The sequence below is a fragment of the Pseudoalteromonas sp. Hal040 genome (assembly GCF_037162425.1).
In the GTDB taxonomy this organism is placed as follows: domain Bacteria; phylum Pseudomonadota; class Gammaproteobacteria; order Enterobacterales; family Alteromonadaceae; genus Pseudoalteromonas; species Pseudoalteromonas gelatinilytica.
The window spans coordinates 2,604,043-2,617,258 of sequence record NZ_JARLUU010000001.1; the positions used below are offsets into that span (position 1 = coordinate 2,604,043).

At 42.7% G+C, this 13,216-nt stretch carries 13 protein-coding genes; all 13 read right to left on the reverse strand.

All coding sequences use genetic code 11. From position 1 onward, the window contains the following. Window positions 1-40: 40 nt before the first annotated feature. The 13 genes from P4S60_RS12060 to P4S60_RS12120 all read right to left on the reverse strand — a co-directional run bounded on the left by P4S60_RS12060 (window position 41) and on the right by P4S60_RS12120 (window position 13,213). Complete coding sequence (locus P4S60_RS12060) at window positions 41-751, reverse strand: RNA polymerase sigma factor FliA (RefSeq protein WP_054562345.1); 711 nt, start codon at window positions 749-751, stop codon at window positions 41-43. Between the two features lie 26 nt (window positions 752-777). Further along, entirely contained in the window at window positions 778-1,638 is an 861-nt protein-coding gene (locus P4S60_RS12065; RefSeq protein WP_337116104.1) for a MinD/ParA family ATP-binding protein, read from the reverse strand. Beyond that, window positions 1,631-3,109, reverse strand: a complete 1,479-nt coding sequence (flhF, locus tag P4S60_RS12070; protein WP_337116105.1) for a flagellar biosynthesis protein FlhF — start codon at window positions 3,107-3,109, stop codon at window positions 1,631-1,633. Before flhF ends, P4S60_RS12065 begins: the two co-directional genes overlap by 8 nt. A gap of 20 nt (window positions 3,110-3,129) precedes the next feature. Further along, complete coding sequence (flhA, locus tag P4S60_RS12075; RefSeq protein ID WP_063706611.1) at window positions 3,130-5,241, reverse strand: flagellar biosynthesis protein FlhA; 2,112 nt, start codon at window positions 5,239-5,241, stop codon at window positions 3,130-3,132. A 71-nt stretch (window positions 5,242-5,312) separates the two neighbouring features. Then, window positions 5,313-6,443 (reverse strand): flagellar biosynthesis protein FlhB, encoded by a 1,131-nt coding sequence (gene flhB / locus P4S60_RS12080; protein WP_337116106.1) that lies wholly within the window; start codon window positions 6,441-6,443, stop codon window positions 5,313-5,315. Between the two features lie 9 nt (window positions 6,444-6,452). Next, window positions 6,453-7,232: a flagellar biosynthetic protein FliR gene (fliR, locus tag P4S60_RS12085; RefSeq protein WP_063706607.1), complete on the reverse strand. Its 780-nt coding sequence runs from the start codon at window positions 7,230-7,232 to the stop codon at window positions 6,453-6,455. After that, window positions 7,233-7,502, reverse strand: a complete 270-nt coding sequence (gene fliQ, locus P4S60_RS12090) for a flagellar biosynthesis protein FliQ (RefSeq protein WP_063706606.1) — start codon at window positions 7,500-7,502, stop codon at window positions 7,233-7,235. Window positions 7,503-7,542: 40 nt separating this feature from the next. Then, window positions 7,543-8,283, reverse strand: a complete 741-nt coding sequence (fliP, locus tag P4S60_RS12095) for a flagellar type III secretion system pore protein FliP (RefSeq protein WP_063706604.1) — start codon at window positions 8,281-8,283, stop codon at window positions 7,543-7,545. Window positions 8,284-8,287: 4 nt separating this feature from the next. Then, window positions 8,288-8,671 (reverse strand): flagellar biosynthetic protein FliO, encoded by a 384-nt coding sequence (gene fliO / locus P4S60_RS12100; RefSeq protein WP_063706602.1) that lies wholly within the window; start codon window positions 8,669-8,671, stop codon window positions 8,288-8,290. Continuing rightward, complete coding sequence (gene fliN, locus P4S60_RS12105) at window positions 8,668-9,069, reverse strand: flagellar motor switch protein FliN (protein ID WP_063706600.1); 402 nt, start codon at window positions 9,067-9,069, stop codon at window positions 8,668-8,670. Before fliN ends, fliO begins: the two co-directional genes overlap by 4 nt. A gap of 22 nt (window positions 9,070-9,091) precedes the next feature. Beyond that, window positions 9,092-10,183, reverse strand: a complete 1,092-nt coding sequence (gene fliM / locus P4S60_RS12110; protein WP_063706598.1) for a flagellar motor switch protein FliM — start codon at window positions 10,181-10,183, stop codon at window positions 9,092-9,094. A 9-nt stretch (window positions 10,184-10,192) separates the two neighbouring features. Further along, complete coding sequence (fliL, locus tag P4S60_RS12115) at window positions 10,193-10,714, reverse strand: flagellar basal body-associated protein FliL (RefSeq protein ID WP_063706596.1); 522 nt, start codon at window positions 10,712-10,714, stop codon at window positions 10,193-10,195. Between the two features lie 72 nt (window positions 10,715-10,786). Next, window positions 10,787-13,213 (reverse strand): flagellar hook-length control protein FliK, encoded by a 2,427-nt coding sequence (locus tag P4S60_RS12120; protein WP_337116107.1) that lies wholly within the window; start codon window positions 13,211-13,213, stop codon window positions 10,787-10,789. Between the last annotated feature and the right edge of the window lie 3 nt (window positions 13,214-13,216).

The window sequence follows — 13,216 nt, forward strand, 5'->3', positions numbered from 1 at the left end:
AACATCCTCCGGTGAGGTTTGAACCTTTATTTACTTACTACTAATTAATCCAGTCATTGATTTTTGCTTTGAGCTTAATCATCGCCTGACCATGTATTTGACTCACACGCGACTCGCTAACATCGAGTATGTGTCCTATTTCTTTTAAGTTCATTTCGTCGTTGTAGTACAAAGACAAAACGAGAGCATCTCTTTCTGGTAACGATTGGATAGCCGTTAATAGAGACTGGTTAAACCGCTCATTTTTAACGTTATTAAACGGTTTGTCTAGTCCTAAATCCTGACCTACTGGTGTGATGACGTCTTCATCTACACCTAAATCTTCAATACCTAATACTTTACTCGAATTTACATCATGTAGAATATGATGGTACTCATCTAGCGTAATATCAAGTTTTTCAGCGACTTCAGTGTCTTTGGGCTCACGATTTAACGTACTTTCTAATTCAGATATGGTTTCAGCCACAAGGCGGGCATTGCGGTGAACTGAGCGAGGAGCCCAATCACCTCTACGAATTTCGTCTAACATCGCACCACGAATACGAATACCTGCGAAAGTTTCGAAGCTTGCACCTTTGCTTGCATCAAAGTTTTTTGACGCTTCAATCAGGCCAATCATACCTGATTGAATTAAATCATCGAGTTGCACACTGGCAGGTAAACGAGCAATTAGATGGCACGCCACTTTTTTAACTAAAGAGGCATGTTTTTCAACAATCGCATTCAGATTCTGTGCTGATTGATATCCCATCGCTTTATTCACCGATGTTGTCATAGTTAGCCGTTTACTAGTTTTTCAATAAAAAATTCTAAATGGCCAGACGGTTGATTAGGGATCGGCCACTTAACTGCTTTTGTTGCTAATGTTTTAAACGCCAACGCTGCCGGTGAGTTCGGGAATAATTCAACAATCACTTTTTGACGACGCGTTGATTTACGCATGTTCTCGTCATAAGGAATGGTTGCTACTAACTCCATTGAAACATCTAAAAAACGATCCGTTACTTTTGAAAGTTTAGCAAATAATTCTTGCCCTTCACGCATACTGCGCACCATATTGGCAACAATTTTAAATTTGTATACGCCATGCTCACGGCTCAGGACTTTAATAAGTGCGTAAGCATCGGTAATTGAGGTAGGTTCATCACATACAACCACAACAACATCTTGGGCTGCACGAGAAAAGCTTAATACCATGTCAGAAATACCCGCGGCGGTATCGACAATTAAAATATCAAACTCAGTGTTTAACTCGCTAAAAGCGCGAATAAGGCCTGCATGCTCTGAAGGCGTTAATTCCACCATGCTTTGTGAGCCAGACGTTGCTGGTACAATTTTGATGCCTGCAGGGCCTTCAACGAGAATTTCATCAAGCTCACACTCGCCTGATAAAACATGAGATAAGTTACGTTCAACACGAAGGCCAAGCATTACGTCACAGTTTGCCAGACCTAAATCGGCATCTAATACTAATACACGATTACCTAGCTGACCTAATGCGATTGCGGTATTGAGTGAAACGTTGGTTTTACCCACACCACCTTTACCGCCAGTAACAGCGATAACTTTAACGCCACTATTATTATTTTGATTCATTTTGCGCAGGCCGCTTGCTTGATCTAATACTGTGTTAATCATACATCCCTACTGTGTTCGACGCTACTGCTTGACGTCTTGAATGTTGTGCTTTTGCTCGTTTTAAATACAATTGTTCAGCTTTTTTCACTAGTTTTTCAGCATTCGCTACGCGAATATCCTCTGGAACGCGCTGACCGTTAGTAAGATACCCTATTGGCAGACGATTTTGAATCGCTATGCTAATAATCTCACCTAAACTTAAAGATTCATCCAATTTAGTGAAGATACAGCCACTTAGGTGAACCTTTTTAAAGTGTCTTACGGTTTCTTGCAAGACATTAATCTGTGCTGTTGCACTTAATACTAAATAACTACGAATATCAACACGCTGATTACGCATTAGGGTGTTTAATTGCTCAGTTAAACGTAAGTCGCGTTGGCTCATACCCGCTGTGTCTATTAATACTAGACGCTTATTACGTAAATGGTATAACACTTCTGCTAATTCATTCGCATCTTTTACTTGCTTTACGCCACAGCCAATAATACGACCATAAGTCGCCAATTGTTCGTAGGCACCAATTCTGTAAGTATCAGTAGTGATCAACGCCACTTTATCGGCGCCATATTTTTTCGCACCTAATGCAGCTAGTTTTGCAACTGTGGTAGTTTTACCAACGCCTGTTGGACCCACTAACGCAAATACACCGCCTTGACGCAATATTTCGTTATTCGTTGTATGCATTTGGTTTTCAACCATTTGCAGTAATGCTTGCCATGCTTGTTGGCGAGATACATCGTCAGGAATGAAACACGCCATTTGCTCTGCTACATCACGCTCAATGCCCATACCTGCTAAACGGTCAATCATACACGCACGAGTTGGATCGCGACGGGCCATGTCTTGTTGCATTAAGCCAGAAACTTGGTGTTCAAGTAATTGACGGATTGCGTTCAATTCTTCGCGCATGGTCGTCATTTCTGATTGATTAGCTGGCGCAGCGCTTTTGTGCTCTGCTGGTGAATCTAAATCATCAAAACCAGAATCTAAGTCGTCATCAAAACCTAAGCTATGTGCTTGAGTTTGCACACGAGGCGCTGCTTGTTGTTGAAAACGAGGAGCGTGTGCATACTCAGGTTGTTGTTGCTGATAGATAGGTGCTTTAGGCTGATAGTGTTCACTGGTATCGATACCAGATTGGCTAAACATTGATGCAAGCTCTGGCGAACGAGGGCGTGGGGCTTGACGCTCAAGTAACGCTTGTAGGCTGTCAGCAACTTTAGCTTGCGGCTCAGGCTTGGCACGCATTGGCTCTGGCTTAACAAAGTTATGCTGCGGTGCAGGTTTTGCTTGCACCACAGGTGCTGCTTCGGCTTTCGGGGCTGCTTTGTCATAGTCTACTGCTGCAACGATTTCAACACCGTTAGCAAGCTTTTTGTTCGACATAATAACCGCATCAACACCTAGTTCATCTTTCACTTCTTTCAGTGCTGTGCGCATATCTTTAGCAAAAAAACGTTTAATTTTCATGGTTCAACCCCTTTACTATCCTATTGTTGGCCTACTGAGCTGACAATCTTAATCTGTCTTTCGTCTGGTACCTCTTGGTAAGACATCACCCTTAAACCTGGGATGGTGTACTTAACGAAGCGAGATAACACAGTACGTAACATTCCTGACGTTAACAGTATCGAAGGTTCACCGGCCATTTCTTGGTTTTGATGCGCTTCATTCAATGATTGTTGAAGTCGCTCTGCAAGGCCTGGCTCTATTCCGGCACCTTCGTCACCTGCATTCTGAAGTGACTGATGCAACATCTGTTCCAACTCAGGCGCCAAGGTTATGACAGGGATCTCAGAAGACATACCAACAGCGTCTTGGACGATAAGTCTGCGCAGTGAAATTCGCACTGCAGCCGTTAGTACATCAGGGTCTTGGCTACGCGGGCCATACTCAACAAGGGTTTGAACAATTGAACGCATATCGCGAATTGCTACCCCTTCATTGAGTAAGTTTTGTAGCACTTTAACAACGGTAGTAAGTGGTAATACGTCAGGAACCAGACCTTCAACAAGTCGAGGATGGCTCTTCGCTAACATATCTAATAAGTTTTGAACTTCTTCATGACCCAGTAGTAAAGCTGCGCTATTAGTGAGTAACTGACTAATATGGGTTGCAACCACAGTCGCTGAATCAACCACGGTATAGCCAAGTGACTGTGCTTCATCTTTTTGATCAGGTTTGATCCATACCGCATCTAGACCAAATGCAGGATCTTTTGTTGCAACCCCTTTGATTGGACCAAATACTTGGCCTGGGTTGATTGCTAACTCATCACCATGTTTCAACTCACCCTCACCGCTTGAAACACCCATCATAGTGATTCTGTAAGCATTCGGATCAAGTTCTAAGTTATCGCGAATGTGCACAGGAGGTACCAAGAAGCCAAGCTCCTGAGACAGTTTCTTACGCACACCTTTGATACGATTTAACAGTTCCCCACCTTGAGATTGGTCAACAAGTGGAATTAAGCGATAACCTACTTCTAAACCAATAACATCAACTTGCTGTACGTCATCCCAGCCAAGTTCTTTTTGCTCTTGTTTATTAGCAACACCTGTACCTGGTGCACCACCATTTGCTTCTTGCTCTGCTTTTTCTGCTTCTGCTTTGGCTTTTTGTTGTTGTGTGAAATAAGCAAGGTAACCCAGTAATGCACCTAAGCTTAAAAATGCGATATGCGGCATACCTGGTACTAGACCCATGATGATCAAAATACCTGATGCGATATAAAGAGACTTTTCGTTACCTAACTGGTTCTTAACTTGATCGCCCATATTGTGCGATTCATTTTGACGGGTAACAACGATTGCAGTACCGATAGACAGTAACAGTGAAGGTAGCTGTGCAACAAGACCATCACCAATGGTTAGTAAGGTATACACTTCCATCGCACGGCTGAACGATAAATCATGTTGGATCATACCAACAAATAAACCACCAACGATGTTAATCACTAGAATAACGATACCCGCTATTGCATCGCCTTTTACGAACTTACTCGCACCATCCATTGAACCATAGAAATCGGCTTCGCGGGTCACTTCTTCACGGCGTTCACGGGCTTGCTCTGCACTGATAAAACCAGCGTTTAAGTCAGCGTCAATCGCCATTTGTTTACCTGGCATTGCATCAAGAGTAAAGCGAGCTGATACTTCAGAAATACGGCCAGCACCTTTGGTGATAACCACAAAGTTAATAATGATTAAAATCAGGAAGACCACTAAGCCAACAGCATAGTTACCGCCGATAACAACCGAGCCAAAGGCCTCGATAACTTTACCGGCTGCATCCCCACCATTATGACCTTCGAGTAATACTACACGGGTACTCGCGACATTCAGCGCTAAGCGCATGATAGTTGCAATCAGTAGTACCGCGGGGAACATACCAAATTCAAGGGGTTTCATGGTGTAAACCGTGACCAGCAACACCACCAGTGCTAACGCGATATTAAACGAAAAAAGAATATCTAAAAGAAACGGTGGCAGGGGTAAAATCACCATGCCCAGCGCAGCAAGTACCATTAATGGCGTGCCGATACCCTTCGCATATTCTTTTTTATCTCTGTTAAGTTGTTGTAATACCGCTTTAAATTCCATAATTCAACAATTTCAAAAAATTGACACTACACGGAATTTGCAATAACTATTCCAAGTTATATAGCTACTTACTAATATTTATAAGCATCGGGTATTGGGAGCTTTTTATTGAGTGCTACAGGGCGTTTACCGCGCCCTTTTTGGAAGCGCTTTAACTGGAAAACATAAGCCAGAACTTGCGCAACAGCAGTGAATAACTGATCGGGTATTTGATGGCCGACATCGGTGGTGTGATAAAGGGCACGTGTAAGCATTGGCGATTCAACAATGGGGACATCATTTCCCTTTCCTACTTTACGAATTTGCATGGCAAGCTCATCGATACCTTTGGCAATTACAATTGGTGCACCGGCCTTTGCTGTGTCGTACTTAAGTGCGACGGAGTAGTGCGTCGGGTTGGTTACGATAACATCAGCATCGGGTACATCTTGCATCATCCGTCTTTGCGACATTTCACGCTGTGTACGACGGATACGGGCTTTTATTTGCGGATCACCCTCAGAGTTTTTATATTCGTCTTTCACCTCTTGTAGGGTCATTTTTAGCTGTTTGTGGTGCTTATGGCTTTGATAAGGAGCATCAATCGCAGCAATGAGTATCAAAGTACAAGTCAAACCTAAGAACATCCAAGATAAGATTTCGAGAGCATGAATAAAATTACCCGGCGCGCTTTCAATACTTAAATGCAGAATTTCATCAAAAAAGGTATTAATTAAGAACACCGCAAAACCGGCGACCACTACAAATTTTAAAATTGACTTAACCAGCTCTACCCCTGCTTGCGGGCCGAGCATACGTTTAATGCCTTTTGCAGGCGACATTTTACTTGCTTTTGGTGCTGCCGCTTGCCAGCTGAAGTTATAGCCACCTAAGAGCGTATTACCAATAAAAGCGGCTATCACGATGATCAATACAAACATAGCCATGGGGAATAATAACGCATCTGCGACTATGCCCCACACTGAAAACATCTTAGTGGTATCGTAGGTTTCATTGCGATTAAGGCTTAATAAACGCCCCATCACATTATACAGACCTTTGCCAATTTCAGGGCCATACAGCAATAGCGAGACTGCCGAGAAGATAAGCACGAACATGGTACCTAGTTCTTTCGAGCGAGCAACCTGACCCTTTTTCTTGGCGTCGTCTATTTTCTTCCCTGTGGGTTCTTCGGTTTTTTCTTGACCAGAATCTTCAGCCATGGCGTGCTCCTAAGGTGTACAACCAACAAGGCTGCACATTAACTCAACCATTTTTAACCACTGAAACTCAAATTGAGTCATAAAGTTACCTAGCGTTGCCCAAATAATCACGAGCCCTGCCACTAAGGTAAACGGAAAACCAATCGAAAAAATATTTAACTGCGGTGCTGCACGGGTCATTACACCAAACGACATGTTAATTACCAGCATGGCTGTCAGTGGTGCTAAAGCAAGTACCAAAGCAGTAGTGAACATCCAGCCACCCCACGTAACGATATCCCAGTAGTGATCAACTGACCACCAATTACCATCGATTGGTAACACTTCAAAACTATGAATGACCATTTGGATCATCATTAAATGACCATTAAAAACAAAAAACAGTAAGGTCGCCAGAATCAAATAAAACTGGCCGACTGCTGGCACGTTTAAGCCATTCGATGGGTCAACAACGGATGCAAAACCCAGACCGGTTTGCATCGCAAGTATTTGTCCGGCAAGAACAAAGGTATTAAGGAGTAAGGTTGATGCGAACCCGATTGCCACACCAATCAGCATTTGCTGAATTACCACAAGAACCATTTCAAACGAGAACAGATTATTAAAAGTTGCTTGCGGCAGCATAGGCACAGCAACAAAGGTGACCACCACAGCTAAACCTAGCTTAATACGGGTTGGTACATTCCTAGCGCCAAGCCCTGCCATGATCATAATCATGGAACTAATACGCACCAAAGGCAGCAAAAAGTCGCTGAGCCATTGAATGATGACAGCAAACGGAAATTCCATTTAGCCTGCAATCTCCGGTATCGACATCACTAATCGAATAAAATAATCCATGAGTTCTTGGGTAAACCAGTGACCACCAACAATAAGCGCACTGATAGTGATTAGTAAGCGTGGTAAAAAGCTTAATGTTTGCTCATTGATTGAGGTTGCCGCTTGGAAAACAGCAACAACAAGACCAACTAACAAGCCTGGCACCACAATAGCCGATACTAATTTAATGACTAAAAACAAAGCATCACTGAGTATATCGACAAAAATTTCTGGTTCCATTTTGTGCCTCCGACCTAATTAAGTGCCTTGAATTGCATCGCTATACCCCAAGCCCAAAACTCTTCGCAAGCGTGCCCATTACTAGGCTCCAACCATCCACTAACACAAATAGCATGATCTTAAAGGGTAACGACACAATCATTGGTGAAAGCATCATCATACCCATTGCCATTAATACCGAAGCGACGACTAAATCCACAATCAAAAATGGGATAAAAAACATAAAGCCAATGATAAAGGCTGTTTGCAGTTCGCTGGTAACAAACGCAGGGATCAACACAATAAGCGGCGTGTCTTCTGGCGAATCGAGTTTGTCGTAACCGGCTATTTTCGCAAAGGTTTCTAAATCTTTAACCCTAACTTGCGAAAGCATAAACGCCTTCATTGGCTCTTTGGCAAGCTCTAACGCTTGCACCGAGGTAACCTGTTCATTTAAGTAAGGCTCTATAGCACGTTCATTCACCTGCTGATAAATTGGCGCCATAATAAAGATACTTAAAAACAGTGACATACCTAACAATATTTGATTCGATGGGGTTTGTTGCAGACCGATTGCCTGACGCAAAATAGCCAATACCACAATGATCCGAGTGAAGGATGTCATCATAATGACCGCAGCTGGGATAAAACTCAGCGCTGTCATTATCGCTAACACTTGTAGCGTCACAGAATAATCTTGAGAACCATCAGGGTTGGTGGTAATGGTCAGTGCTTCTATACCCTCAGCGTTAACTGATGGCAGAAATAACACACTTGCTAAAATAAGTATCCACTTGATCATAGCGTTAATTCTTTTTATTTGAAGGTGATTGTGGGTTCAGTAACTTACCAAATTTTTTAGCAAGCTCTGGCAATTCTTTTTCTTGTAATGGTGTTTCTAGCTTGTGCAGGTAATTAATACTGTGCGGGGTCACACCAATTAAGTGCTGAGCGTTATCAATTTCAATGACCATTAAGCGTTCACGAGAGCCCAAAGGCAAACTACGCACAACTTTAAACTCATCACTATTGGCAAGATTTGGGTTTAATTTTTTTACCAAAAAAGCCAATGCAACAATAACGACCAACACTAAAAGCAAAGACATCACCATAGACAGTAAATCTGCCGTCGGTGATGCCGTTGGAAATGCAGTGCTCGACGCACTCGCTAAAGCGATTAACACATTCATCGTAACTTTTTAATACGTTCAACTTGGCTAATAACGTCAGTTAAACGAATACCAAACTTATCGTTTACCACAACGACTTCACCGTGAGCGATAAGCGTCCCATTAACCAATACATCGAGGGGCTCACCAGCAACACGGTCTAGTTCAACCACTGAACCTTGGTTTAGCTGTAGTAAGTTACGAATATTGATTTTTGAACGACCCACTTCCATCGAAATAGTGACGGGAATGTCTAAGATGGTATCGAGTTTGCGTTTTTCATCGCCAGAGAGCTCATGTCTCTCATCTTTTAATTCATCAAGCTCAGCCACAGCAGCATCGCTTGAGGCATTTTCGGCTTCCTCAGCTTCGGCTAAGGCCGCTGCCCATTCGTCCATTGTATCTTGATCATCACTCATTATGTTTAACCTTATAAATCGACTACCAGTCTAAATCTACACCTTCAGATAAATGTAGATCTTCTTCTAGTTCTGCTAATTCTGCATCTGAATCCAGTTTTTTGCCACCTTTTGTGAACACATGTAGTTCTGACTTAACTGATTCAGGGCGTTTAATTTTTTCACTAATTTGGAGTGCCACATTGTCACGAGAACGACCCATTTTCGCTCTAAAGGTCGGCAGCTCTTCAATAAATACGGTGATATGTTCTGGCATTTCAACAGGGATAATATCGCCAGCTTTAAGCTCCATGATTTGTTGCAGCGTTAAATCAACTTCAAGTAATTGCGTTGATAAATCCACTTCAACATCCATGATTTCGTCACGCAGTGCCTTACTCCAACGCAAGTCGGTATCTTCAGTGTCTGATTGCACACCAGCATCGAGTAATTCACGGATTGGCTCAAGCATTGAGTAAGGTAATGCGATATGGAAATCACCACCCCCACCGTCAAGCTCAATATGGAAAGAGCTAATAACAACGACTTCGGTCGGACTTACGATGTTAGCCATTGCAGGGTTAACTTCTGAGTCAAGGTACTCAAAAGACACGTCCATAACTGGCGCCCATGCTTCTTTATAATCTTCAAAGATGATTTTAAGCAGCATTTGTACGATACGGCGCTCTGTTGGGGTAAATTCACGGCCTTCAATTTTTGCATGATAACGGCCATCACCACCAAAGAAGTTATCCACCAAAATGAATACTAAACGCGCTTCCATGGTAATTAAGCCAGTCCCTTTTAACGGACGAAAACGGACCATGTTTAAGCTGGTTGGCACGAATAAGGTATGAATGTATTCGCCAAACTTAATCATTTGCACGCCGTTAATTGACACCTCAGCGGTGCGGCGCATCATATTAAATAGGCTAATTCGCATATGACGGGCAAAACGTTCATTCACGATTTCCAAGGTCGGCATACGACCACGGACAATACGATCTTGTGATGAGAAGTCATACTGTAGAGTATTACTGTCTAAATCATCACCGTCGTGAATATCTTCCTCTTCGACTTCATCAACGCCGTGTAAGAGCGCATCAATTTCGTCTTGAGATAATAAATCGCTCACGCTGACCCCTTATTGCATCACAAAGCCGGTAAATAATACCCGCTCAATCACTTTGCTACCTTCAACATCATTTAATGCTGATTGCACTTTTTCAAGTGCAGCTACACGCACTGATTCTTTACCTTCGCTGGTACCTAATTCATCAGCTGTCGTGGTAGAAAGTACGCTTAGTAATGTACTTTCGATAAGTGGAATATGCTTTTTCGCAGTTTCTTCATTTACTTCACCACGCACTAGCAACTGTACTTTTATTTGCACGATTCGGTCGCGGCTAGCGCCAGGCACGTTAAAAACAAATGGACGTGGCATGGCTACATAAAGGGCTGAGCCAACTTGTGCCGAACTTGATGGTGCAGCAACCTCAGCAGCGGTTGTTTCATCTGCCAAACTCTCTTCCGGAGCATCACCACCCATAAACAAAAAGTAACCTGCTGCAGCACCAACAATCAACACTACAGCAGCAATGATGATAATCAGCTTCTTTTTGCCTTTACCTGTATCTTCTATTTCTAAATTTGCTTCTTCGGCCATTGTTAATTCCTTCAGCGTTACAGCTATTAGCTCATCATGCTGTAACTATTTTATTTCTTATAATAGCAGGACTTATGCATAGTAATCTATTGATGATGACGATTGTTGTCGAGAAGTTTCTGAGCTTTGCGCTGATACTTCTGGTTGTTGCTCATCTGTTTGTTGATTTCCAGCGAACTGCCCCTGCCCTGACTGCCCATCTTGTTGCTCAGGGCTACCTTGCTGAATACTGCTCTCACCCAGCTCAATTCCTTGTTGTGCTAACATTTCTCTCAAACGTGGCATTGACTGCTCTAATGCTTCTTTAGCCTGCTGATTTTGCACTACAAAATTAATTTGAGCTTGCTCAGCATCGCTACGTATACGAATTTGCATACTGCCCATTTCTGGCGGGTCTAAGCGAATTTCAGCTTCTTTATTATTAATATTTAATAATGCACTCACACGCTCTTGAAGCATTTTTGCAGCATCACTTTTTATGATGTTTATCGCTTGCATTACACCAGGGTCAACGCTCACTGATTTAGATTGAGCCTGCGTTTGTGTTGTTGCTTGCGTATGCATTGTTTGTACATCAAGTGCTTGCTCGTATTGCTGATGCGCCATTTCATAAGCACCAGTTTGAGCTGCCGTATTTAATGGCGTCGTTAATTGATTAAATAATTGCGCCACACGAGGCGTCACTGCCTCTTGGGTGCGTTCGCTATTGAGCTTAACCTCTTGCTCTGCAGTGACTTCTTCACCAGCAATGGCTTCACTCACCTGCGCTGCAACCTGCGCTGCGTTATTTTGTTTCGCTTTATTATTCTCAGCATTGACCGTTACTGCACTTACTGGCATCGCTGTACTGGCTGTTGCAGGGGTATTAATTGCCTCTGTAAGCACCGTTTGTGCCGCAGATAATTTTTCGTACTGAGCTGTGCCCGGCGTTAGCGTTTGTAGCTGAGAATTCACTTTGTTTAGCAGTGCTTGCTGTTCATCTTTACTAAGAGCAGTAAGCTGCTTTTCTACGCTTGCAGGCAGTTTGCTATCAAGGGCTTTAGTATCTGCGAGTTTCACATCTTGCTGCGTCTGACTGTCATCAGCAATTTCTGGCTCTACAGCTAGTTGTGATACAACACTCTGTGTAGTTTGTGTTGTAGGCTTACTACTCATCACATCAGTCAATAGCGACTTGATTGTTGCCACCTCATCAGCACCAAGCTTGTTATCAGTTTTTAGTTGATTTATTTGTTGCTCAAGTTGCTTTTGTTGTTCAGACGTTAAAGATAACCCCTTAGCGAACTCACTTACCGCTTGCCCATCACCACTTTGCACTTTTGCAAACAGGCTCACGATTGACTTATCTGTTACTGGTTTTTCTGTAAATGCTTGTTCTAACTTGGTTGCTGCGTCAGTTGGTTTGTATGATGTTCTCGCCGCGCTTGCTGCATCGCTTTTTTGAACTACCAACTCATCAGTAGCTAGATTTACCGCTGACTTATCAACGTTGTTTTGTGCTTGCTTTGCCGTCACATCAGCCGTTTTCACATCACTTTGAGTGCCATTATCTGTATCGCTAAGTAGTTTGTTTAAAGCAACTTTGCTTGTCTCATTTGCATCAGGCACTTTTTCTTCAGATGATTTTAATGTGTCTACATTCGCTGATTGTTTTTTGGCGCTATTTAACAGAGCGTCTACATCAACTGCTGTTTCTTTACTGTCAGTTACTTGTGCTGCACTGGCAATATTAGCCAACTGGGGTTTTGTATCAGGTGTATTAACAGCAGAAATACCCTGCTTTTCTTTATCGGTTAATGGGCTATCAACAATGGGGGTCACGCTATCTTTTGGCGGTAAATCACCCATCGCTTTTAGTTGGCTATCAACCGCTGTCGCAACTTTAGACTTGTGTAATAAGCTTGATAAAGAATTGTCATCTTGTGCTACGATTTTTGAATCATCGGTCTTTGCAACCTCTGTCATCGGTGACGGTATAACCGGTGTAATAGTATCGATTGGCGTTGGCTTTTTATCAACAACCACCGGACTAAACTCATTATTTTCAATCAGTTTATTAACTTTCGTACTCATTGCTTGAGCTGCATTTATTTGTGAAAGTAATGAATTTTCTTCGTCTTCGACAAGCGCGAGTTCATCGCCTTGCTCTTTAGTTACAGCTTCATTACGAATATCTGGACTTGTTTTAGATTGCTGCTCTGTAGACGTGGTAGCAGTTGCAACTTTAGCATCAGCAGTTGTGTTCTCATCACCTAATTTGGCATCTGATTTAGGCTCTTCAGAAAGACTAATAGCTTTAGTTTCATCAACAGAGTCAGTGTCGGTATCACTTTTTGGTTGAGAGGTGGTATTTGCTTGCGCGTTTGCCGCTTCACTTGCTTCTGTGAGTGAAGTTAAAAAGCTTAATCCCGATGCTTTATCGTTAGACTCTATGTCTTTGCCTGAAAAACCAGTACCTTGCTCAGTTTTAACCTGCAAATTGATATCACTGATCGCCATAAT